General features: G+C 69.4%; 22 protein-coding genes and 1 riboswitch. Of the genes, 16 read left to right on the forward strand and 6 right to left on the reverse strand.

Going from position 1 to position 22,431, the window contains the following annotated elements:
* Positions 1 to 217: 217 nt before the first annotated feature.
* The 4 genes from ACPWT1_RS06885 to ACPWT1_RS06900 all read left to right on the forward strand — a co-directional run bounded on the left by ACPWT1_RS06885 (position 218) and on the right by ACPWT1_RS06900 (position 5,234).
* Positions 218 to 2,500, forward strand: a complete 2,283-nt coding sequence (locus ACPWT1_RS06885; RefSeq protein WP_427914633.1) for a glycoside hydrolase family 5 protein — start codon at positions 218 to 220, stop codon at positions 2,498 to 2,500.
* Positions 2,501 to 2,610: 110 nt separating this feature from the next.
* Positions 2,611 to 3,576 carry a tripartite tricarboxylate transporter substrate binding protein gene (locus ACPWT1_RS06890; RefSeq protein ID WP_427914634.1) on the forward strand — a complete coding sequence of 322 codons (966 nt, stop codon included), beginning with the start codon at positions 2,611 to 2,613 and terminating at the stop codon, positions 3,574 to 3,576.
* Between the two features lie 87 nt (positions 3,577 to 3,663).
* Positions 3,664 to 4,425: a gamma-glutamyl-gamma-aminobutyrate hydrolase family protein gene (locus tag ACPWT1_RS06895; RefSeq protein ID WP_427914635.1), complete on the forward strand. Its 762-nt coding sequence runs from the start codon at positions 3,664 to 3,666 to the stop codon at positions 4,423 to 4,425.
* Positions 4,426 to 4,460: 35 nt separating this feature from the next.
* On the forward strand, positions 4,461 to 5,234 hold the full coding sequence (locus ACPWT1_RS06900) for a gamma-glutamyl-gamma-aminobutyrate hydrolase family protein (RefSeq protein ID WP_427914636.1): 774 nt from the start codon (positions 4,461 to 4,463) through the stop codon (positions 5,232 to 5,234).
* On the opposite strand, the gene ACPWT1_RS06905 is transcribed toward ACPWT1_RS06900, so the two are convergent.
* The 3 genes from ACPWT1_RS06905 to ACPWT1_RS06915 all read right to left on the reverse strand — a co-directional run bounded on the left by ACPWT1_RS06905 (position 5,231) and on the right by ACPWT1_RS06915 (position 8,986).
* The gene (locus tag ACPWT1_RS06905; RefSeq protein ID WP_427915516.1) at positions 5,231 to 6,022 is read right to left on the reverse strand and encodes an HAD-IIB family hydrolase; all 792 of its coding nucleotides are present in this window, start codon (positions 6,020 to 6,022) and stop codon (positions 5,231 to 5,233) included. The two genes, ACPWT1_RS06900 and ACPWT1_RS06905, sit on opposite strands and share 4 nt — an antisense overlap.
* A gap of 8 nt (positions 6,023 to 6,030) precedes the next feature.
* Positions 6,031 to 7,284 (reverse strand): S41 family peptidase, encoded by a 1,254-nt coding sequence (locus tag ACPWT1_RS06910; protein ID WP_427914637.1) that lies wholly within the window; start codon positions 7,282 to 7,284, stop codon positions 6,031 to 6,033.
* A gap of 70 nt (positions 7,285 to 7,354) precedes the next feature.
* The gene (locus ACPWT1_RS06915; protein ID WP_427914638.1) at positions 7,355 to 8,986 is read right to left on the reverse strand and encodes a peptide chain release factor 3; all 1,632 of its coding nucleotides are present in this window, start codon (positions 8,984 to 8,986) and stop codon (positions 7,355 to 7,357) included.
* A gap of 81 nt (positions 8,987 to 9,067) precedes the next feature.
* Here ACPWT1_RS06915 and ligD point away from each other — a divergent pair, with 81 nt between their 5' ends.
* Together ligD and ACPWT1_RS06925 are read left to right on the forward strand one after the other, a co-directional pair.
* Positions 9,068 to 10,312, forward strand: coding sequence for a non-homologous end-joining DNA ligase (gene ligD, locus ACPWT1_RS06920; RefSeq protein WP_427914639.1), 1,245 nt, complete (start codon positions 9,068 to 9,070; stop codon positions 10,310 to 10,312).
* Positions 10,313 to 10,464: 152 nt separating this feature from the next.
* Entirely contained in the window at positions 10,465 to 11,676 is a 1,212-nt protein-coding gene (locus ACPWT1_RS06925) for an MFS transporter (protein WP_427914640.1), read from the forward strand.
* Here the strand turns inward: ACPWT1_RS06925 and ACPWT1_RS06930 are convergent.
* A complete protein-coding gene (locus ACPWT1_RS06930; protein WP_427914641.1) occupies positions 11,663 to 12,742 on the reverse strand; it encodes an ATP-dependent DNA ligase in 1,080 nt (359 codons plus the stop codon). The two genes, ACPWT1_RS06925 and ACPWT1_RS06930, sit on opposite strands and share 14 nt — an antisense overlap.
* A 293-nt stretch (positions 12,743 to 13,035) precedes the next feature.
* Here ACPWT1_RS06930 and ACPWT1_RS06935 point away from each other — a divergent pair, with 293 nt between their 5' ends.
* The 5 genes from ACPWT1_RS06935 (at position 13,036) to ACPWT1_RS06955 (ending at position 17,724) form a co-directional block, all read left to right on the forward strand.
* On the forward strand, positions 13,036 to 14,013 hold the full coding sequence (locus tag ACPWT1_RS06935) for a bile acid:sodium symporter family protein (protein ID WP_427914642.1): 978 nt from the start codon (positions 13,036 to 13,038) through the stop codon (positions 14,011 to 14,013).
* A 37-nt stretch (positions 14,014 to 14,050) separates the two neighbouring features.
* Positions 14,051 to 14,119, forward strand: a riboswitch (S-adenosyl-L-homocysteine riboswitch).
* A gap of 61 nt (positions 14,120 to 14,180) precedes the next feature.
* Positions 14,181 to 15,614 (forward strand): adenosylhomocysteinase, encoded by a 1,434-nt coding sequence (gene ahcY, locus ACPWT1_RS06940; protein WP_427914643.1) that lies wholly within the window; start codon positions 14,181 to 14,183, stop codon positions 15,612 to 15,614.
* Between the two features lie 102 nt (positions 15,615 to 15,716).
* Entirely contained in the window at positions 15,717 to 16,475 is a 759-nt protein-coding gene (locus ACPWT1_RS06945; RefSeq protein ID WP_427914644.1) for a TlyA family RNA methyltransferase, read from the forward strand.
* Positions 16,472 to 17,299 carry a methylenetetrahydrofolate reductase [NAD(P)H] gene (gene metF, locus ACPWT1_RS06950; protein WP_427914645.1) on the forward strand — a complete coding sequence of 276 codons (828 nt, stop codon included), beginning with the start codon at positions 16,472 to 16,474 and terminating at the stop codon, positions 17,297 to 17,299. Before ACPWT1_RS06945 ends, metF begins: the two co-directional genes overlap by 4 nt.
* A complete protein-coding gene (locus ACPWT1_RS06955; RefSeq protein WP_427914646.1) occupies positions 17,296 to 17,724 on the forward strand; it encodes a septal ring lytic transglycosylase RlpA family protein in 429 nt (142 codons plus the stop codon). The genes metF and ACPWT1_RS06955 overlap by 4 nt, the downstream gene beginning before the upstream one ends.
* Here ACPWT1_RS06955 and ACPWT1_RS06960 read toward each other — a convergent pair.
* Positions 17,721 to 18,638 carry a 23S rRNA (adenine(2030)-N(6))-methyltransferase RlmJ gene (locus ACPWT1_RS06960; protein ID WP_427914647.1) on the reverse strand — a complete coding sequence of 306 codons (918 nt, stop codon included), beginning with the start codon at positions 18,636 to 18,638 and terminating at the stop codon, positions 17,721 to 17,723. The genes ACPWT1_RS06955 and ACPWT1_RS06960 overlap by 4 nt on opposite strands.
* 222 nt (positions 18,639 to 18,860) lie before the next feature.
* Here ACPWT1_RS06960 and rplM point away from each other — a divergent pair, with 222 nt between their 5' ends.
* The 5 genes from rplM (at position 18,861) to erpA (ending at position 21,324) form a co-directional block, all read left to right on the forward strand.
* Complete coding sequence (rplM, locus tag ACPWT1_RS06965) at positions 18,861 to 19,289, forward strand: 50S ribosomal protein L13 (protein ID WP_427914648.1); 429 nt, start codon at positions 18,861 to 18,863, stop codon at positions 19,287 to 19,289.
* Positions 19,290 to 19,291: 2 nt separating this feature from the next.
* Entirely contained in the window at positions 19,292 to 19,684 is a 393-nt protein-coding gene (rpsI, locus tag ACPWT1_RS06970) for a 30S ribosomal protein S9 (RefSeq protein WP_427914649.1), read from the forward strand.
* A 127-nt stretch (positions 19,685 to 19,811) separates the two neighbouring features.
* The gene (locus ACPWT1_RS06975; RefSeq protein ID WP_427914650.1) at positions 19,812 to 20,477 is read left to right on the forward strand and encodes a DUF6776 family protein; all 666 of its coding nucleotides are present in this window, start codon (positions 19,812 to 19,814) and stop codon (positions 20,475 to 20,477) included.
* Between the two features lie 22 nt (positions 20,478 to 20,499).
* A complete protein-coding gene (locus ACPWT1_RS06980) occupies positions 20,500 to 20,901 on the forward strand; it encodes a bactofilin family protein (protein WP_427914651.1) in 402 nt (133 codons plus the stop codon).
* Positions 20,902 to 20,958: 57 nt separating this feature from the next.
* A complete protein-coding gene (gene erpA / locus ACPWT1_RS06985) occupies positions 20,959 to 21,324 on the forward strand; it encodes an iron-sulfur cluster insertion protein ErpA (RefSeq protein ID WP_427914652.1) in 366 nt (121 codons plus the stop codon).
* On the opposite strand, the gene ACPWT1_RS06990 is transcribed toward erpA, so the two are convergent.
* A complete protein-coding gene (locus ACPWT1_RS06990; RefSeq protein WP_427914653.1) occupies positions 21,321 to 22,430 on the reverse strand; it encodes an anhydro-N-acetylmuramic acid kinase in 1,110 nt (369 codons plus the stop codon). The two genes, erpA and ACPWT1_RS06990, sit on opposite strands and share 4 nt — an antisense overlap.
* Position 22,431: the final 1 nt, after the last annotated feature.

The raw sequence follows: 22,431 nt of genomic DNA on the forward strand, positions 1-22,431 counted from the left end.
ATTCCACAAGGGGGCGGTCAGCACGGCCGTGCTGACACTGTTCGGACTCGCCGCGTGTGGTGGCGGTGGAGGAGGAGGGTCGCCTGGCGCCGGCCCTGCGCCCGGACCGGCGTCGGCCGGAGGCGCGCCCGTTCCTGGCCCAGCGGCTGGCCCAGCGGCTGGGCCAGCGGCTGGGCCAGGCGCGGCGCCCGCGCCGGCGGCACCGGCCGAGCCGGCCGTGCCCCCGGTCGCAACGCTCGGCACCAACCTCTCCGGGCTGGAGTGGGCGTCCAACATCCGGCGCAGTGCGGACACGCGGCCGAACCTCGACTACACCGTCCCGCGTGCCGCCGACGTGCGCTGGCTCGCCGCCAACGGCTTCGGCAAGAACCGGCTGCCGATCATGTGGGAGCTGCTGCAGCCGGTGCTGGTGGACACGCCGGCCAATGCGCAGGTGCGCGCGCTGCTGGGTGAGCCGGGCGCGCTGAACGAGACCCAGGCGCACTTCATCCAGGGCGTGCTCGACGCCCATGCGCAGGTGGGCGCGCGCTGCATCCTCGACCTGCACAACTACTGCCGCTACATCGACTTTCGCTACCAGGCCGATGGGTCGGTGATCGGCCTCACCGCGCCGCCCGACCCGAGCTTGCAGGCGTACACCACCGATGGATCACAGGTGTTCACGCGCATCTTCGCCACGGCGCCGGGCACGACGCTGAGCCAGCGCGCCTTCACGGACTTCTGGACCCGCGTGGCGCAGCGGTGGAAGGACCACCCGGGCTTCGGCGGCTATGGCCTGATGAACGAGCCGCACGACATGCCGCGGCCGGGCCAGACCGCGGGCTCGGACAACACCGGCGGCGAAGACCTGTCGATCTGGCCCGCCTACGCGCGTGCCGCCGTCGCCGCGATCCGCGCGGTCGATCCGCAGGGACCGATCTACGTGGCCGGCAACGACTGGGGCGGCGCGATGAACATCGGACCCGAGTTCAACCCCGAATGGCCGCTGGCGGGCAGCGACCTGGTCTACGAGGTGCACAGCTACGTCGATGCCTTCAACAACGGCAACGGCTTCGACTGGGACCTGGAGGTGGCGAAGAACTACACGGCCGGCTTCGGCGTGGGGCCGGTGACGCTCGACACGGGCCTGAACCGCATGCGCATCGCGACCGACTGGGCGCATGCGCACGGCACGCGCATCGCGCTCACCGAGACCGGCATGCCGTTCGACGACGCGCACTGGATCGAGGCGTTCCGGCGCATGGCCGCCTTCACCTGGCAGAACGGCTGGGAGATCCAGAGCTGGGTGGGCGGCAGCCACTGGCTCGCGCGCAGCCACGGCATCAACCACGTGCCGGGCTGGCACCAGAACCGCACGCTGGAGCCGCTGGTGGGCGGGGTGCTCAAGTCGGTGGCCGGCATCGATCGCGCGACGCTGTTCGACGATGGCGGCGGCTGGTCGGCCGACGGCGCGCCGGTGACCATCACGGTCTACGCACGCGGCAACCTCGCCAACGCGGTGACGCTGACCGTGAGCGCCGACAACGGCGGCACCTTCAGCAAGCAGACGCTGGTCATTCCGGCGGGCGCCAATGGCGAGGACAGCTTCACCTTCGCGCCGCCGGCCGGCAGCGTGTCGACGTTGCGCTATGCCGGTGCGGCGCAGGTGCCTCCGCCGCGCAAGGTGTACGCGCTGGCCGATCCGGTGGCGTACGCGGCCACCAATCTCGAAGACGCCGCGCGCGCCATCCTTGCGCGTTACGCGGGGCCGCTCTGGAACATGGCGGATGGCTACACCGACTACCTGCTCGGACGTCCCGCGGCAGACCGTGATCCGCTGCGGGCCGTCTCCGATTCGGGCTACGGCTCCAGCGACGGCAACGCGATGGAGATGCTGAACTGGATGAACCAGGAGCAGCCCGGGATGGGACCGCTGCAGCCGCCGCTGATGCGCACCGCGCCGCGGCCGCACCTGGACCTGACCGCCGACGGCGCCACGGGCCTGTGGTGCAAGAAGGTGGTGGCGGCCGGCACCGACCCCAACGCGCGGAACCGCCTGCCGTACGGCGTCGCCGATCCGCACTTCGCCGTCGCCGCGATCGGGCTGCCAGCGGCAGGCACGAGCGGCACCGTGTTCCAGGCGACGGTGGCCGGTGATCCCTCGCATGCGGAACTTGCGGTCGTGAACGGGCAGGCCCAGGCGCGCTGGGCCGATGCCGGTGGCGGCTCGCTGGTGCTGCAAGGCCCGCAGCTCGCGGCCGGCGCGGTGTCGGTCGTGAGCCTCGCGAGCGGGCCGGGCACGCAGCAGTTGCGCGTGAATTCCGCGGTCGCTGCCAGCGGCGCGCGCACGTTCGGCGCCGCGCCATTCGCCGACATGCTGGTGGGCTGGGGCGATCCCCTCAGCGGCGCTGCGGCCACCTTCCGCGGCCATGTGTACGCGGTGGCGACGGGACGCGGGGCGCCGAGCGCGGCGGAGCTCGCGGTGCTGGAGCGCTATCTCGCGAGCCTCGCGGGTGCGTGAGGGCACGGAGACTCGCAGGTGACAGTCGCCGGGTGAGTCCCGATTGAGCGCGGGTGGCGCATGCGGCCCAATCGTCTCCTTTCGCCAAGCACACACACGAAGGAGATCCGATGCGACGCCGCCACCTCGTCCACCTCGCCGTTGCAGCCGCAGCGACCGCTGCGCTGCCTGCATTCGCGCAAGGCACCTTTCCCGCGAAACCGATCCGGCTCGTGATCGCGTTCCCCGCTGGCGGCCCGACCGACATCACGATGCGCCAGCTGGCCGACAACGCGAGCCGCGTGCTCGGGCAGCCGGTGATCGTGGAGAACAAGCCCGGCGCGGGCGGCACCCTGCCGGCGCAGCTGCTGCAGACCACGGCCGCCGACGGCTACACGCTGGCGCAGATCCCGCTGGGCGTGTTCCGGCTGCCCTACACGACGAAGATCAACTGGGACCCGGTCAAGGACATCAGCTACGTCATCAACGTGACCGGCTATGCGTTCGGCATCGTGGTGCCGGCCGACAGCCCGATCAGGAACTGGAACGACTTCGTCGCGTATGCGAAGGCCAACCCGGGCAAGCTGAGCTACGGCTCGACCGGCACGCTGACCAGCCCGCACCTGACCACCGAGCTGATCGCGCAGCAGGTCGGCATCCAGCTGAACCACATTCCGTACAAGGGCAGCGCCGAGCTGGCGCAGGCGATCACGGGCGGGCACATCATGGCCGCGGCCGACTCCACCGGCTTCGCGCCGCTGGTGCAGGCCGGCAAGATCCGCGTGCTCAACACCTGGGGCGAGAAGCGGCTCGACAAGTTCCCCGACGTGCCCACGCTGAAGGAGCTGGGCATCAACATCGTGCAGAACTCGCCGTTCGGCATCGGCGCGCCGCGCGGCACGCCGCCCGAGGTGGTGGCGAAGCTGCACGACGCGTTCCGCAAGGCGATGGACGAGCCCAGCTACGCGCAGTCGCTCGCCCGCTACGACATGCTGCCCATGTACATGGGCCCGCAGCAGTACACGAAGTTCGCGCAGGACACGTACGCGACGGAGAAGGCGCTGGTCGAGAAACTGGGGCTGGGGAAGGCGAACTGAGCACCAGCGGACCCATCGGAAGCGTCCGACGCGCGGACGCGCTTTCTGCAGCGGCCGCGCCAGCGCAGGCCATGCGCAGAATGCTTCATGTCCGCGCACAAGCCGCTGGTCTGGCTGCCAGCCTGCCACCGCCACCTGGACCTGTCCGATCCCGGCGGCTACACGGTGCTGGCCGATCGGTATGCGGCGGCCGTGTGCGAGCTCGGGATGCAGCCGGTGCTGTTCCCGATGGCGGGCGTGCCGCAGGTGCCGGAGCTGATCGAGTTCGTCGACGGCGTGCTGCTCACCGGCTCGCCGTCCAACGTCGATGCGTCGCGCTTCGGTGCCTCGGCGCTCGAAACCGACCTGCTCGACCCGCGCCGCGACGCACTGACGATGGCGCTGGTGCCCGAGGCGATCCGGACCGGGACGCCGATGCTCGGCGTCTGCCGCGGCCTGCAGGAGATGAACGTCGCGCTTGGCGGCTCGCTCTACCAGCGCGTGCACACCGAGCAGGGCCTGATGGACCACCGCGAGCCCGAGTCCGATGACCTCGAGCTGCAGTTCGCCGAGCGCCACGACGTGCTGCTCGCCCCGGGCAGCGCGTTCGCGCAATGGGCCGGCGGCACGCGGGCCCATGTCAACTCGCTGCACGGCCAGGGCATCCGCAAGCTGGGCCAGGGCCTCATCGCCGAGGCGCACGCGCCCGATGGCCTGATCGAAGGCGTGCGGGTCGCGCATGCGCCGTCGTTCGCGTTCGGCGTGCAGTGGCACCCTGAATGGCGCCACGCCCAGCACCCGTTCTACGCGCGCACGCTGGAGGCGTTCGCGCAGGCTTGCCGCGAACACATGCGGCGGAGGCTCTCGTGACCCTGCCGGTCGCCCGCGTCCCTTGTGTGTGGGTGGTGGCCAGCCACCGGGAGCTGGGCAACGAGAACGGGCATCCGCAGCAGTACACGGTGATGGACGAGGCCGGCACGCGCACGCTGGTCAACCTCGGGCTGCAGCCGGTGTGCTTCCCGCGCGTGCCTGCGGGCCGGCTCGACCTGATGCTGGACACGGTGGACGGCCTGCTGCTGGGCGGCTCGGCCACCAACGTGCATCCGCGCCATTACGGCGAGGAGCCGATCCGCGAGGGCATGTGCTTCGACGAGGCGCGTGACGCGGTCTCGCTGCCGCTGGTGCGGCTGGCGATCGAGCGCGGCATCCCGCTGATCGCGTTCTGCCGCGGTTCGCAGGAAGTGAACGTCGCGCTGGGCGGCAGCCTGCACCAGTCGCTGCAGGCGCTCGGCGGCCCGGTGGTGCACTGGGAGGATCCGGACGAGTCGCTGGAAGCGCAGTACCGCGAGCGCCACGAGGTGAGCTGCCTGCCGGGTGGCGCGCTGGAGCGCATCACCGGTTGCTCGCGGTTCGCGGTGAGCTCGCTGCATTCGCAGGGCGTGAAGCGGCTCGCGCCGGGGCTGGTGGCCGAAGCCGTCGCCGACGACGGCCTGGTGGAAGCCTCGCGCTGGTACGACGAGCGCCAGTTCGCCTGGGCGTTCCAGTTCCATCCGGAATGGGGGCACCAGCAGCATCCGCGCTATGCGCGCGTCATGGCGGCGTTCGTCGATGCGTGCTGGCAGCACCAGCGCGCGCGCGAACCGGTGGCGATGCCGGTGGTGCTGCCGGAGGCGGCCTAGTCTCGCGCCGCCACGATCGCGGCCGCGAACTCCGCGAAGCCGGCGCCGCGCTCGCCCTCGGTGATGTACCGCGGCGCGTGCGTGAGCTGGGCGAGGAAGCGGCGGATGTTGGCCACGCCCACCGAGTGCGGGAACCACTCGAACATCAGTTCGTCGTTCGTCGAGTCGCCCACGTAGGCCCAGCGATCGAGTTGCGCATCGACGTCGAGGTCGAGCAGTTCGCGCGCGATCCAGCGCGCGCCTTCGCGCTTGTTGTGGCTGCCGTACCAGCCGTTGACGTGGATCGAGCTCACGGTGGCCGTCATGCCTTCGGCGCGCATCAGCGCCACCACTGCGTCGATGCGGTCCTGCGGCAGCCGCGTGAACTCGCTGTGGTCGACGGCGATGTCGGTCTCGCGACCGGCGCTGTCCTGCGCGCGTCGGGCGCCGGGGATCTCGCGCTCGATGCGCGCCAGCACCTGCTGCATGCGCGCGAAGTTGGCCGCTCGCGTCGCGGCGTCCTGCTGGTACAGCTTGCGGAGACGGCCCGATGCTTCGCGCACCAGGGCCACGGCCCCGTTCTCGGCCACGATGGCGTCGACCGGCCACGACAGCGCGAAGGGTTCGCTCCAGCCCACCGGCCGGCCGGTGATCGGGATCACATGCAGCCCGGCCTCGCGCAGCCGGCCGAGCGCCTGCAGCGCATCGGGCGTGATCGCGCCGTCGGTGGTGAGCGTGTCGTCGATGTCGCAGAACACGCCTGCGAGCGCGCGCCGCGCGGCCGCGGGCCAGGCCTGGAGCGGCTGCAGCGTCGGCGTCACTGCAGCAGCGCGCGGCCGTTCCAGCCGGGCTGGTACATCGGCGAGCTCGCGTCCGGCGCGCCGGGGCGGTCGAACAGCGAGGCGCGCGATGCACCGCGCACTTGCACGGCCGTGGACGCGACGACCGGGCAGCTGCCGGTGTCGATGTGGTGCAGCGCGCCGGCCAGCAGCGGCTCGCTCGTGGAGCCGAGCGGCGTCGTGGGGTTCTCCTGCACCGGGCACTGCACGGGGAAGCCGCTGGTGTAGTCGCCCTGGCCGGCGGAGTTGGTCAACTGGAACTCGATCGGGAAGTAGGCCTTGCCGCAATTGTCCTTGCGGTGGAAGCCGTAAGGCTTGCCGCAGGTGCGGTCGCCGAGCAGGACCACCTGCACGCCGATGCCACGCAGGCTGTTGATGATCGACTCGCTGGCCGAGCAGGTGTAGGGCGACGTCAGCACGTACAGGCGCGGCAGGTTCAGCTGCGGCAGCGGCGTGCCCTGCGGGTATTGCGTCTCGGCCACCTCGACCTGCGAGGGGAAGTAGAACGCGCCGCCGGCCGTGTCGGCGGCGCGCTTGGCGCTGTAGCGGGCGCGCTCGAACACCTGGCCCGCGGCGTCCGGGCCGGCCACCATCGCGGCCGCGGCCTGCGCGATGTAGAGGAAGCCACCGGCGTTGTAGCGAAGGTCCAGCACCAGGTCCTGCACGCCGGCCGACTGCATGCCGCGGAAGGCCGTGATCAGCGCGTCCTGCGCGCCCTTGCTGTGCTGGTTGAACACGATGTAGCCCACCTTGCGGCCGCCGGTACTGGTGAGCGTCTTGCTCAGCGGGACAGGGCTGGTGCCCGAGGCGGCGATGCTGGGGCTCAGGCTCGCGGTGCTGAGGCCTTGCATGGTGTCCGCGGCAGTGGCGGTCATCACCGTGCTGAAGCGGTCGGTGGCCTGGCCGCTTGCATCGGGCGTGCGCACCAGCAGGGCACTGAAGTACAGCTCCGGCGTCGTGGACGCGCTGGCGTCGACCTGCGGCACCTGGTCGTACCAGAGGTAGGCCTCGTCGACGTAGCTGCGCACCCATTGCTTCTCGACGTCCGGCGTGCACTGGTTGGCCACCGAAGCCGAGCTGGGCAGCAGCGACGTGGTCACCGCCGTGGCCGCCGAGCCGGTGGTCGCCGCGGCGGGGCTGCCACCGCCACCGCCGCCGCAGGCGGAGATGAGCAGGGCTGTCGAAACTGCGGCCAGGCAGGCTGCGCGGCGCAGCGGAACGGGGACAAACACGGCGAACTCCACGATGGAGCGCCGATTATTGCTGGGCTACACGGGCAGCCCAGCCGCGAAAAGCGGTCGATCAGCTTTGCAATTCCAGCCCGGCGTGCTCGCGCAACAGGTGGAAGTGGATCTTGGGGAATCGTTCCTGCGCCAGCCGCACGTCGTAGGGCGAAGTGCAAAGAAATGCCAGTGCGTCGGCCGCATCCAGCGCCATCCGCTGCGGGTAGGCGTCGGTGAAGGCGCGCAGTTCCTGCGGCGTGTCGGCGGTGATCCAGCGGGCGCCCGTGTACTGGCAGCCCTCGAGCCGGATGTCGGCGTCGTACTCGGCCTTCAGGCGGTGCTGCACCACTTCGAACTGCAGCTGGCCCACCGCGCCCAGCAGCATCGCGCCGCCGGCCTGCGGACGGAACACCTGGATCGCGCCTTCCTCGCCCAGCTGGGCCAGGCCCTGCTGCAGCTGCTTGGTGCGCAGGGGGTTCTTCAGCAGCACCGTCATGAACAACTCGGGCGCGAAGAACGGCAGGCCGGTGAACTGCAGGTTGGCGCCATCGGTGATCGTGTCGCCCAGCTGCACGCCACCGTGCGTGGTGAAGCCGATGATGTCGCCGGCATAGGCCTCGTCCACGGCCTCGCGGCGCTGCGAGAGGAACGTGACCACGGAGGTGGGACGCAGTTCCTTGCTGGTGCGCTGCACCTTCAGCTTCATGCCCGGCGTGTACTTGCCCGAGGCCATGCGCACGAAGGCAATGCGATCGCGGTGGTTGGCGTCCATGTTGGCCTGCACCTTGAACACCACGCCGGCGAAGTTCGGGTCGTCGGGCTCGACGATCTTCTCGACCGGCGCGCGGTTGACCACGACCGAGCTCTTGCGCGGCTGCGGCGCCGGGGCCAGGTCCACGAGGGCGTCCAGCACTTCCATCACGCCGAAGTTGTTGACGCCGGAGCCGAAGAACACGGGCGTCTGCTTCGCGTCGAGGAAGGCCTGGTGGTTCCATTCCGGCGAGGCGCCCGCGGCCAGCTCCATGCTCTCGGCCGCGGCGTCGTACTCGCCGTCGAAACGGGCACGCAGCGTGTCCGCGTCGGACAGCGGAATGGTCTCGAAATCCTGCGGGCGGCGCTCGCTGCCGGACTCGAACACCGTCATCGCGCCGCGGCGCAGGTTCATGATGCCGCCGAAGCTCTTGCCCTTGCCGACCGGCCACGTCATCGGCACGCACGGCATGCCCAGCTCGCGCTCCACCTCGTCGAGGATGTCCAGCGGCTCGCGCACCTCGCGGTCCATCTTGTTGACGAAGGTGATGATGGGCGTGTTGCGCTGGCGGCAGACCTCGATCAGGCGGCGCGTCTGCGCTTCCACGCCGTTGGCCGCGTCGATCACCATCAGCGCCGAATCCACGGCCGTGAGCACGCGGTAGGTGTCCTCGGAGAAGTCCTTGTGGCCCGGCGTGTCCAGCAGGTTGATCACGTGGTCGCGGTAGAGCATCTGCATCACCGACGACGCGACCGAGATGCCGCGCTGCTTCTCGATCTCCATCCAGTCGCTGGTCGCGTGGCGCGAGGCCTTGCGGCCCTTCACCGCGCCCGCGATCTGGATCGCGCCGGAGAACAGCAGCAGCTTTTCCGTCAGCGTGGTCTTGCCCGCGTCGGGGTGGGAAATGATGGCGAAGGTGCGGCGGCGCCGGGTTTCGGCGGCGAAGGGCGATGCGGACACGGGGGAACTTTCGACAGGCCGTTGAGCTGCAAAGCGTTGCAGCCAACCCCGAATTGTCGCCGATGGGTGTACCTTGGCCGCATGGCGAAGGCAGCGGACGGCATCGAGCTCGAGGTGGATGGCCACAGGGTCGCCGTCAGCCATCCGGACAAGCTGCTGTTCCCCGAGGCGGGCCTCACGAAGCTCGATCTCGTCAACTATTACGTGTCCGTCGCCGAGGGCGCGCTGCGTGGCGCCGGCGGCCGGCCCTGCGTGCTGGTGCGCTACCCGAACGGCGTCGGTGGCGAGTTCTTCTTCCAGAAGCGCGCGCCGGAGAGCCGGCCGGACTGGGTGGAGGTGAGCACGATCCGCTTTCCCTCCGGGCGCACGGCCGAGGAGGTGGTGCCGCGCAGCGCGGCCACGCTGGCGTGGATGGCCAACCTGGGTTGCATCGAGCTGCATCCGCATCCGGTGCGCGCCGAGGACCTGGAGCATCCGGACGAACTGCGCGTCGACCTGGATCCGGTGCCGGGGGTGGCCTGGCCGCAGATCCGCGAGGTAGCGGCGGTCGCGCGCGAGGTGCTGCAGGAGCACGGTCTCGTGGGCTGGCCGAAGACTTCGGGATCGCGCGGCATCCATGTGATCACGCGCATCGCGCCGCAGTGGACCTTCGACCAGGTGCGGCGTGCCGCGCTGGCGCTGGCACGCGAAGTCGAGCGGCGCGTGCCCAAGCTCGCCACGGCAGCCTGGTGGAAGGAGGAGCGGCACGGCGTGTTCGTGGACTACAACCAGAACGCCAAGGACCGCACCGTGGCCTCGGCCTACTCGGTGCGGCCGCGGCCGGATGCGCGCGTGTCGACGCCTGTCACCTGGGATGAACTGCAGGCGTGCGATCCGGCCGACTTCACGCTGAAGACGGTGCCGGCGCGGTTCAGGAAGATCGGCGACCCGCATGCAGGCATCGACCAGGCTGTCGGCTCGCTCGAGTCGCTGCTGGAGCTATCGGCGCGGCACGAGAAGGATGGACAGGGCGATGCGCCGTGGCCACCGCACTACCGCAAGCAGGCCGGCGAACCGACGCGCGCACCGCCCTCGGCGCGCAAGGCCAAGCCGGTGGTGGAAGTGGCGCGCGCCGATCGCGAAGCCGATGCGATCGCGGCGGCCGAGGATTGGAAGCAGAAGCACCCCAGGGCGGCCGCGCACCTGGAGCCGGCCGACGTGCTGGTCGATCGCATGCGCGGAAGTTCGTCGCTCTGGTACCGGGTGCGGATCAACCTGGAGCACGTGCCGGTGAAGGACAGGCCGAAGGAAAGGCCGGCGGCCGAGAAGGACAAGCCCGCCCGATAGTCATTCCCGCGAAGGCGGGAATCCAAGGCTTCGATCTTCGTCGCCGCGGCCAGAGATGGAAGCCCTGGGTCCCCGCCCTCCGCGGGGACGACCAGCCAAGGTGGGACGACAAGCCACGGCCACGACAAGCACAGCTGGGACAATCGCGCCCCGTGAGCCTGTTCGAACACCGCGCCTTCGTGCGCTTCTGGACCGCGCGCCTGGCCGGCACCGCGGCGCAGCAGATGCTGATGCTGGCCATCGGCTGGCAGATGTACCAACTGACCGGCAGTGCCTGGGACCTGGGGCTGGTCGGACTCGCGCAGTTCGCGCCGTCGCTCGCCGTGGCGCTGCTGGCCGGCCATGCGGCCGACCGCTATCACCGCGTGAAGCTGGTGATGGCGTGCATGTCGCTGCAGGGAGTGGTCGCCCTCGTGCTGCTCGCCGGCACTGCGGGCGGCTGGTCGTCGCGCAACCTGCTGCTCGCGCTGTCATTGCTGCTCGGGGCCCTGCGGCCGTTCCAGATGTCGGCGCAGCAGGCGCTGTTGCCCGCGCTCGTGCCGCCCGCGTTGCTGGCGCGCGCGATGGCGTTCGGCTCGGCAGGCATCCAGGGCGCGGTGATCGCCGGTCCTGCCATCGCCGGGCTGCTGTTCGTAACGGGATTCGTTGTCGTCTACGGAACCTGCGCTGCGCTGTTCGCGACTGCGACCGCGCTGTGCCTGCGGGTGCGCTACGAACGCGCGCCGACGCCGCGCGAGCCCGTGACGCTGCAATCCCTGCTCGCCGGCCTGCACTACGTGGGCACGAACCGCGTGCTGCTGGGGGCCACCACGCTGGACCTGTTCGCGGTGCTGCTGGGTGGTGCGACCGCCCTGCTGCCGATCTTTGCCAGCGAGATCCTGCACGTGGGGCCGCAGGGGCTGGGGATGCTGCGCGCGGCGCCCGCGGTCGGTGCGTTGATTGCCGCCACCGTGCTGGCGCGCTGGCCGCTCGCACGGCACGTGGGCCCGAAGCTGATGACGGCCGTCACGGTGTTCGGGGCGTGCATGGTGGCCTTCGGCCTGTCCACCAGCTTTGCGTTATCCATGCTGGCCCTCGTCATCTCCGGCTCGGCCGACATGGTCAGCGTGATCGTGCGACAGACCCTGATGCAGATCGAGACGCCCGATGCGATGCGTGGCCGCGTCGCGGCGGTGAACACGCTGTTCATCGGCGCGAGCAACCAGCTCGGCGAATTCGAATCGGGTTCGACCGCCGCCTGGTGGGGGCCCGTGGGCTCGGTGGTCGCGGGCGGCTGCGGGACGATCCTGGTTGCGGTGCTCTGGCTACGGCTGTTTCCGCGGCTCGCGCGGCGCGACCGGTTCCAGGAAGTCAGGCCGTCTTGAACACCTGCTTCAGCTCGAACGGCGTCGCCACTTCGAGCTGGTCATACCGGCAATCCTGCGCCGGCTTGTCGGGGCGCCAGCGCAGGAACGTGGTGGCATGGCGGAAGCGGTCACCCTGCAGGTGGTCGTACTTCACCTCGCAAACCCGCTCGGGTCGCAGCGGCTCCCAGCTCAGGTCCTTTCCGCCGCTCCAGCGCGACTTGGCGCCCGGCATGCGATCGGCGTCGCCGGCGCTGGCCTGCGCCCAGTCGCGCCAGGGATGGTCGGCCATCGCGTTCTCGCGCAGCGGTGCGAGCTCCTGCGCCAGCTCGCGCCGCACGGCCATGGTGAACGACGAAGTGACGCCGACGTGCTGCAACACGCCCGCGTCGTTGTACAGCCCGAGCAGCAGCGAGCCGACCGCATCGTCCGTGTCCTTGTACCAGCGGAAGCCGGCCACCACGCAATCGGCGGTGCGCGCGTGCTTGATCTTGAACATCGCGCGCTTGGCAGGCTGGTAGGGCGCATCGGCCGGCTTGGCCACCACGCCATCGAGCCCCGCGCCTTCGAAGCGCTGCAGCCAGTCCTGTGCCAGCGCGCGGTCGGTGGTCACGGGTGTCAGGTACAGCGGTGGCTTGATCTGGCCCAGCAGGCGTTCGAGGCGCTCGCGCCGTTCGTGCTGCGGCAGGTTCATGACCGGCTTGCCGCCGGCGGCGAGCAGGTCGAAGGCGACGAAGCCGGCCGGCGTTTCCTTCGCGAGCCGGGCCACGCGCGACGCGGCCGGGTGGATGCGCTGCTGGAGCGCATCGAAGTCCAGCCCCTGCGGGCCGACGACCACGACTTCGCCATCCACGATGCAGCCCTTGGGCAACTGCTCGGCCAGCACCTTCTCCAGCTCGGGGAAGTAGCGGTTCAGCGACTTCAGGTCGCGGCTCTGGATCACCACGCCGTCGGCGCTGCGGAAGACGATGGCACGGAAGCCGTCCCACTTGGGCTCGAACAGGAAGCCGTCGCCGTCGGGCAATGCCTCGGCGATCTTGGCGAGCATGGGGTCGATCGGGGCGGAGAAGAGCGAGGGTCCGGGCATGGGCTGTTGTACCCGATGCGCCCGGGGCTGCGGGGCGTGCGCCGGCGTCGGAACAGACCCATCGGGACACGATGGGTCATGGGTGATCCTAGAATCCGGGTAAACCCCAAGGGCTCGCTCACAAGCGCATCGCCTGGCGCCGTGCTCCACGGCAGGGTTCGCCGCCCACCCGGCGGCCAGGGTCCGGCATCCACCCCGGTCCCGCCCGACGTCCACCTGCCATCGCCGCACCACGGCAGCGCAAGGCGCCGGCTTCACCGCCGTTTCGCCACTCTCGCAAGGATTTCCCCACCATGCAGGCCCTCGTCCGCCTGAGCCAGTTCGTCGGCAAGACCTTTGCCATCTGGGTGCTGCTGTTCGCAGCGCTCGCCTTCTTCGCCCCTGCCCAGTTCAAGTGGATCGCCGCGTACATCGTGCCGCTGCTGGGCATCATCATGTTCGGCATGGGCCTGACCCTGTCGAAGGACGACTTCCGTGAAGTGTTCCGCCGGCCCTGGCACGTGTTCATCGGCTGCCTGGGGCACTTCGTCATCATGCCGGGCCTGGCGTGGCTGCTCTGCAAGGTCCTCCAGCTGCCGACCGAAGTGGCCGTGGGCGTGATCCTGGTGGGCTGCTGCCCGAGCGGCACCGCGTCGAACGTCATGACCTTCCTCGCGCGCGGCGACGTGGCGCTGTCGGTGGCCGTGAGCGCGATCACCACGCTGCTGGCGCCGATCTTCACGCCGGCCCTGATCTGGCTGCTGGCCAACCAGTGGCTGCACGTGGATGCCGTCTCGATGTTCTGGTCGATCGTGCAGGTGGTCCTGCTGCCGATTGCGCTCGGCGTGATCGCCCAGTCGGTGCTGCGCGACAAGGTGAAGTTCGCCGTCGGCGTACTGCCGCTCGTGTCGGTGGTTGCGATCGTGGCCATCGTGGCTGCCGTGGTGGCCGCGAGCCAGGCCAAGATCGCGGCCAGCGGCCTGCTGATCTTCGCGGTGGTGGTGCTGCACAACGGCCTGGGCCTGCTGCTGGGCTACCTGCTCGGCAAGGTGACCGGGTTGCCGGTCGCCAAGCGCAAGGCGTTGTCGCTGGAGGTGGGCATGCAGAACTCCGGCCTCGGCGCAGCACTGGCGGCCGCCCACTTCTCGCCCCTGGCGGCCGTGCCCAGCGCGATCTTCAGCGTCTGGCACAACATCTCGGGCGGACTGATCGCGACCTGGTTCCAGCGTGTGCCCAACAGCCCGGAAGACCGGCAGGCAGCCGGCGCGGAGGGGCAACCGGCGCGCGCCTGAGCCATCCCGGCCGTGCGACGGCGCCTATAATCGCGCCCCATCCGAGGAGCGTTGCAGCGCCGTACGGCGTGAGGCTCGGAAATCTTCGCAACGACGCTCACCCACTGTCCCGTGCGGTGAGCCAGCACCCGGCAGTGGTTGACCGAAACACAGCTTTTGGAGCCACCATGAACGCCGTTCTCAAGACCGCCGCGCAAGACAGCGCCATCGCCGACCTGTCGCTCGCCGACTGGGGCCGCAAGGAAATCCGCATCGCCGAGACCGAGATGCCCGGCCTGATGGCGATCCGCGCCGAGTTCGCGAAGAGCCAGCCCCTGAAGGGCGCCCGCATCACCGGCTCGCTGCACATGACGATCCAGACCGCGGTGCTGATCGAGACGCTGCAGGCGCTCGGCGCCACCGTGCGCTGGGCCTCGTGCAACATCTTCTCGACCCAGGACCACGCGGCCGCCGCCATCGCCGCCGGCGGCACGCCGGTGTTCGCGATCAAGGGCGAGTCGCTCGAGGACTACTGGGACTACACGCACCGCATCTTCGACTTCGGCGCCAAGGGCACCGAGGGCGAAGGCCCGAACATGATCCTGGACGACGGGGGCGATGCCACGCTGCTGATGCACCTGGGCCAGCGCTGCGAGAAGGACCTGTCGCTGATCGACACCCACTCGAGCGAGGAAGAGCGCATCCTGCACGCGTCGATCCGCAAGAAGCTGAAGGAAGACCCGACCTGGTACTCGCGCAAGGCCAAGGAGATCATCGGCGTCACCGAGGAGACCACCACCGGCGTGCACCGCCTGGTGGACATGGCCGCCAAGGGCCTGCTGAAGTTCCGCGCGATCAATGTCAACGACTCGGTCACCAAGAGCAAGTTCGACAACCTGTACGGCTGCCGCGAATCGCTGGTGGACGGCATCAAGCGCGCCACCGACGTGATGGTGGCCGGCAAGGTGGCGCTCGTGGCTGGCTACGGCGACGTGGGCAAGGGCTCGGCGCAGGCGCTTCGCGCGCTGTCGGCGCAGGTGTGGGTGACCGAGATCGACCCGATCAACGCGCTGCAGGCCGCCATGGAAGGCTACCGCGTGGTGACGATGGAGTACGCCGCCGACAAGGCCGACATCTTCGTCACCTGCACCGGCAACCGCGACGTCATCACCTACGCCCACATGGCGAAGATGAAGGACCAGGCGATCGTCTGCAACATCGGCCACTTCGACAACGAGATCGACGTCGCGTCGCTCGAGAAGAAGTGCAAGTGGGAAGAGATCAAGCCGCAGGTGGACCACGTCATCTTCGAGGATGGCAAGCGCATCATCCTGCTGGCCAAGGGCCGCCTGGTAAACCTGGGCTGCGGCACGGGCCACCCGAGCTACGTGATGTCGTCGTCGTTCGCCAACCAGACGCTGGCGCAGATCGAGCTGTTCACCAAGCCCAACGACTACAAGGTCGGCCAGGTCTACGTGCTGCCCAAGCACCTGGACGAGAAGGTGGCCCGCCTGCAGCTGTCCAAGCTGGGCGCCCAGCTGACGGAACTGACCGACGCCCAGGCCGCGTACATCGGCGTCAGCAAGCAGGGGCCGTACAAGGTGGACACGTACCGCTATTGATGCACACCCTGTCATTGCGGGCTTGACCCGCAATCCAGACCGGTGCCGGTATCGGCGCAGTCGCTGGATGCCGGGTCGAGCCCGGCATGACAGGCTCCCGCCATGCGCGCCGACCAGCTCCTCGTCGAACGCGGCCTCGCGGCCACGCGTTCGCAGGCCCAGCGGCTGATCGCCGCGGGACTGCGCTGGCATGACGGCCGCGCGTGGCACGACGTCGCCAAGAACGGCGAGGAGGTGCCGCCGTCGGCGCAGCTCGAGCTGTGCGACGACGCGGAGACGCGTTATGTCTCGCGCGGCGGGCTCAAGCTCGAAGGCGCGCTCGCTGCGGCGCGGCTGGATGTGCAGGGTTGGCGCTGCCTCGATGTCGGCCAGTCCACCGGTGGCTTCACCGACTGCCTCCTGCAGCGCGGCGCCACGCAGGTGGTCGGCGTCGACGTCGGGCATGGCCAGCTGCACGAGCAGCTGCGTGCCGATGCGCGCGTGGTCGCCCTGGAAAAGATCAATGCACGCGAGCTCGATCGGTCCATGCTGCGAGCGGCGGGCGTGCAGGCGGACTTCGACCTCGTGGTCGGCGACCTGTCCTTCATCTCGCTCACGCTGGTGCTGCCCGCGCTGTCCCCCTTGCTTCGTGCGGGCGGCCAGCTGCTGATGCTGGCCAAGCCGCAGTTCGAGCTGCAGCCGGCCCAGCTGGGCAAGGGCGGCATCGTGCGCGACGACGCGCTTTATCCCCAGGTCGAGCGGCGCATCCGCGACGCCTGCGCGGCCGCAGGCCTGCAGGTGCAGGCCTGGTTCGACAGTCCCATCCGCGGGGGCGACGGCAACCGCGAATTCTTCGTTCTGGCGCGCAAGGAGCCACGATGACGTTCCCCATCAGCCTCGAGTTCTTCCCGCCCAAGACGCCCGAAGGCGCCGAGAAGCTGCGCGCCGCGCGGCAGAAGCTGTACGCGCTGCGGCCGGAGTTCTGCTCGGTCACGTTCGGTGCCGGCGGCTCGACCCAGGAAGGCACGCTGGCCACCGTGCGCGAGATCATGGCCGAGGGCTGCCCGGCCGCGCCGCACCTGTCGTGCATCGGGCAGACGCGCGACAGCATCCGCGAGCGGCTGGCCGCCTATGGCGATGCCGGCGTGCAGCGCATCGTCGCGCTGCGCGGCGACCTGCCCAGCGGCTATGGCCTGGGCGGCGAGTTCCGCTACGCCAGCGACCTGGTGGCCTTCATCCGCGGCGAGACGGGGCGGCGCTTCCACCTGGAGGTCGCGGCCTATCCCGAGGTGCATCCGCAGTCGAAGTCGCCCGAGGCCGACCTGCAGGCGTTCATCGCCAAGGTGGAGGCGGGTGCCGACGCCGGCATCACGCAGTACTTCTTCAATGCCGATGCCTATCTGCGCTTCGTCGAGGAACTGCGCAAGCGCGGCGTGGACACACCGGTGGTGCCGGGCATCATGCCGATCACGAGCTCGAGCCAGCTGCTGCGGTTCTCCGATGCTTGCGGGGCCGAGGTGCCGCGCTGGATCCGTCTGCGGCTGCAGGCCTTCGGCGACGACAGCGCATCGATCCAGGCTTTCGGCCTCGACGTGGTCACCGCGCTGTGCGAGCAGCTGCGCAAGGCCGGCGCGCCGGGCGTTCACTTCTACACGATGAACCAGGCGAAGGCGACGCTGGAAATCTGCCGGAGGCTGGGGGCATGAGGCTCGCGCTTGCGGCCTGCCTCCTGGCGGCAGCCTTGACCGGCTGCGCCTCGCGCGGCGGCGTGGCATCGTCCACCGGTGAAGTGGAGCAGGGCGCGCCCACGATCCTGGCGCAGGGCCGCGCCTCGTGGTACGGGCTCGGCTTCCACGGCCGGCAGACCGCCAGCGGCGAGAAGTTCGACATGAACGCCTACACCGCGGCGCATCCCACGCTGCCGTTCGGCACGCGCGTGCTGGTGCGCAATCCCGCGAACGGTCGCAGCGTGGTGGTGCGCATCAACGACCGCGGGCCCTATTCGGGTGGGCGCATCATCGACGTGAGCTTCGCGGCCGCTCGGGCGCTGGGCATCGTCACCCTGGGCACGCGCAACGTGGTGCTGCTGGAGGCACCTCCGGGCGCCGAGCTCGGACCGGTGAAGCGCTAGCCGCCACCCGCCTCGACGACCTGTCCCTGGCCGCGGCCGCGCCCCAGCATCTCCAGCAGCTGCGGCAGTGCCTGCTGCAGCGCCGCCTTCAGGATGTGGGGCGGGTTGACGACGAACACGCCGCTGGCCGTCAGGCCCGGGCGGTTGGGTTCACCGGGAACGGTGGCGGCCTGCTCCGGCTGGCCGATCGCCAGCGTGGCATGCAGCCAGGGCTTGCGGAACGAGTTCGCCAGGGTCTTGAGCTTGCGCGGCAGCTCGTGCGCCTCGGGCCGCGGGATCACGGGGTACCAGACCATGTAGGTGCCGGTGGCGAAGCGCTGGAGCGCGTCACGCAGCGTGGCGGCCACCTTGGCGTAGTCGGTCTTGATCTCGTAGCTGGGGTCGATGAGGACCAGCGCGCGGCGTGACGGCGGCGGCAGCACGGACTTCAGCGCCTCGAAGCCGTCCTCGCGTGCGATGCCCACCTGCCGGCCCGCACCCAGCTGCGCGATGTTCGCGGCGAGCGTGCCGCTGTCGGTGGGATGCAGCTCGAACAGCTTGAGCTTGTCGCGAACCTCCTGCCGCAGCAGGTGCTGGGAGATGAAGGGCGAGCCCGGGTAGATGCGCCACTGGCCTTCCTTGTTGAAGCTGCGCACCACCTGCAGGTAGTCGGCCAGCGCCGGGGCGAGCGCCTGCTCGCCTTCGGCGCCCTTGGCCTTGATGGCGGCGGCGAGCTTCAGGATGCCTTCGGCGGCTTCCCCGGAGGTGCCCGCGTAGTCGCCATCGAGGCGGTACAGGCCGGCGCCGGCGTGCGTGTCGACCACCCAGAGCGCCGTGTCCTTCTGCGTCATGTGGCGCAGGCAGGCGATCAGCACCAGGTGCTTGAGCACGTCGGCGTGGTTGCCGGCATGGAAGGCATGGCGGTAGCTGAACATCCGGCCATGGTACCGCCGCAAGCGGCCGCGCACGGGCCGACCTTGCGGCAAGTGCTTGATTCCGCGTAGAATCTTGGGCTCTGCAGCGATCTCATGGGTCCCGCGGCAGATACGGCAAGCGACAGGCAGGCGCCTTGCGCCAGCCCGACACCCCGCCTAAGAGGTCTTCGGAAGAAAGACACCGACCGCGGAAAAGGACCCGCAAACTCCTCGAAAGCTCCCATGAAAACGTTCAGCGCGAAACCCGCTGACGTGAAGCACGAGTGGTTTGTGATTGACGCCACCGACAAGGTGCTCGGACGTGTTGCCAGCGAAGCAGCACTCCGTTTGCGCGGCAAGCACAAGGCCATCTACACGCCTCACGTCGACACCGGCGACTTCATCGTCGTCATCAACGCTTCCCAGCTCCGGGTCACCGGCGCCAAGGAACTCGACAAGAAGTACTACCGCCATTCCGGCTTCCCCGGTGGCATCCGCGAAACCAACTTCCGCGACATGCAGGCCAGGCATCCCGGCCGCGCGCTGGAGAAGGCCGTCAAGGGCATGCTGCCCAAGGGCCCGCTGGGTTACGCCATGATCAAGAAGCTGAAGGTCTACGGTGGCGCCGAGCACCCGCATACCGCGCAGCAACCGAAGCCCCTGGAGATCTGAGCATGATCGGTGAATGGAACAACGGCACCGGCCGCCGCAAGAGCAGCGTGGCCCGTGTCTTCCTGAAGAAGGGCTCCGGCAAGATCACGGTCAACGGCAAGGACATCGAGCAGTTCTTCGGCCGCCAGACCTCGATCATGATCGTCAAGCAGCCCCTGCTGCTGACCAACCACGCCGAGACGTTCGACATCCAGGTCAACGTGCATGGCGGCGGCGAGTCCGGCCAGGCCGGCGCCACCCGCCACGGCATCACGCGCGCGCTGATCGACTACGACGCGGCCCTCAAGCCGGCGCTCAGCCAGGCCGGGTTCGTCACCCGTGACGCCCGTGAAGTGGAACGCAAGAAGGTCGGCCTGCACTCCGCACGCCGGCGCAAGCAGTTCAGCAAGCGCTGATCCTGTCGCTTCGTTACAAAGCCGCACAAGCTCAACTTGTGCGGCTTTGTCGTTTCAGGGCATCCTCGGGGCTTAGCTCATGCGTTGGAAGCTCCTCCGTCGACAGTTGACCATCAGCGCACCCAGCATGACGGTGCGCAGCACGCTGCCATGGCCCCTGCGGTGGGCCGGCGTGGCGATGATGGTCGGCTTCTTCGCCGCCATGGGCCTGGGCGCCTTCCAGCTGGGAAAGAACCTCGCCGGCGTCGGCTCCAACGACAAAGAGGAGCTCGAACGCCTGCGCAGCACCGTGGCCGAGCTCCAGGCCGATCGCGACAAGGCGCAATCCGTCCTCAACACATCGGGCAGCCTGCTCACCGCCGAACGCGCGACGCAGGAACGGCTCGTCGCCCAGGTCCGGCAGCTCGAGGTGGAAAACCGCCGGCTACGCGATGACCTCGGCTTCTTCGAACGGCTGATGCCCGCCAGCGGTGGCGAGCCCGTGGCCATCCGTGGCCTGCAGGCCGAGGTGCTCGCCGGCAGCCAGATGCGTTGGCAGGTGCTGGTGATGCAGCCGGCGCGCAACGCGCCCGAATTCCGCGGGCAGCTCCAGCTCAGCCTGGCAGGCACGCTGGACGGCAAGCCCTGGGAGATGGACCTGCCCGGCGGGGCCCGCGACCTTCGGTTCCGTCAATACGGCCGCCTGGAAGGCATGGTCGATCTGCCGAGCCAGGCCGTGGTAAAAAACGTCTCCGCGAAGGTGGTGGAAGGGACGGCCACCCGCGCAGTGCAAAGCATCAAGCTCGGCGCTTGATGACAACAGTCAGAGGACCACGATGTTCGGCAAGAAAGCCCAGCCCCCGATCAAGAGCCTGATTGCCCATGGCAGCCGGGTCGAGGGCAACCTGAAGTTCACGGAGGGCTTGCGGGTGGACGGCGAAGTGATCGGGGACGTGCACGCCCTGAGCGAGGATGCCAGCATGCTGGTCATCTCCGAGGCGGCCGTGGTGCAGGGCGAGATCCAGGCCGACCATGTCATCGTCAACGGTGTCGTCCGCGGCGCGGTGTTCGCGCGCGAACTGCTCGAGCTGCAGCCCAAGGCACGGATCGAAGGCGACGTTTCCTACCGCGCGCTGGAGATGCACCAGGGCGCCGTCATCTCCGGCCAGCTCAAGCCGCTCGAAGGCGCCGAGGGCGAGGAAAAGCCCTTACTGAAGCTGGCGGCAAACAACCTCTAGCGCGAATTCCCGACCCCGCTGCTTTAGTATTCGGGTTCGATTCCCAGAGGTCCATCCATGAGCGCAGTTGCCACCGACGTCCAGAGCGAAATGCCCGCCCCGCTGATCTTCACGGACAGCGCCGCCGCGAAGGTCGCCGACCTGATCGCCGAGGAAGGTAATCCCGACCTGAAGCTGCGCGTCTTCGTGCAAGGCGGCGGCTGCTCGGGCTTCCAGTACGGCTTCACCTTCGACGAGATCGCCAACGACGACGACACCGTCATGTCCAAGAACGGCGTCTCCCTGCTGATCGACGCGATGAGCTACCAGTACCTGGTGGGCGCCGAGATCGACTACAAGGAAGACCTGCAGGGTGCGCAATTCGTGATCAAGAACCCGAACGCCACCACCACTTGCGGCTGCGGCTCCAGCTTCAGCGCCTAAGCGGGCCAGACAGCTCCCAGCACACGGGCGCCTCGGGCGCCCGTCGTACTTTGGAGCTCCAGCGGCTCACGCAGCACCGCCTTGCGGGCGAGCCAGGCAAACGCCGCCGCTTCCACCTGCAAGGGCGGCAGTCCAGCCGTCTCTGTCGAGCGCACTTGCGTCCCAGGCAGCAGGGATTGCAATCGAGCCATCAGGTGCGTGTTCAGCGCGCCGCCGCCGCAGACGAGCAGCGTCTGCAGCTTTGGCGCGTGCCGCTCGACGTCGTTCGCGCAGCAAAGCGCGGTGAGCTCGGTGAGCGTGGCCTGGACCTGCTGCGCGCCGACGTGCGGATGTGATGCCAGCCGCTGCTCCAGCCATTCGGCGTTGAACAGGTCGCGGCCGGTGCTCTTGGGCGGCGCCGCCGCGAAGTACGGCTCGGCCAGCAGGGCGCGCAACAGCGCCGCATCCGGCTGCGCGCCGGCAGCCCAGGCACCCCGATCGTCGAAGGGGCGGCCGGTGTGGCGCTGGATCCAGCCATCCATGAGGCCGTTGCCGGGGCCGCAATCGAAGCCGGTCATGCTGCCGTCCGCGCGAAGCAGCGTGAGGTTGGAGATGCCACCGATGTTGAGGACGCCGACCGTTTCGCCGGCGCGGCCGAACATGCCCTGGTGGAAGAAGGGCGCGAGCGGCGCGCCCTGGCCACCCGCGGCCACGTCGCGGCTGCGGAAGTCGGCCACGACGTCGATGGTGGTGAGCTCCGCGAGCAGCGCCGGCTGCGCGAGTTGCAGCGTGTAGCCGGTGCCGTCGAACGCCTGCGGCCGATGCCGCACGGTCTGGCCGTGCGCGCCGATCGCACGGACGGCTCGCGGTTCGATGCGGGCCTGCCCGAGCACGTCATGCACCACCTCTGCATAGGCGCGCATCAGCGCGTTTCCTGCGAGCGCCGCGCGATGCAGTTCATCGGAGCCACTGCTGTTCAGTGCCAGCAGTTCCCCGCGCAGGGCGGCCGCGAAGGGCCGGCCGGCATGCGCGAGCACGCGCAAGGATCCGTTGGAGAAGTCCGCCAGCACGCCGTCGACGCCGTCCAGCGACGTGCCGGACATGAGGCCGATGAACAGCTCGGACATT

This window comes from Ramlibacter sp. MMS24-I3-19 (assembly GCF_050320135.1).
GTDB lineage: Bacteria > Pseudomonadota > Gammaproteobacteria > Burkholderiales > Burkholderiaceae_C > Ramlibacter.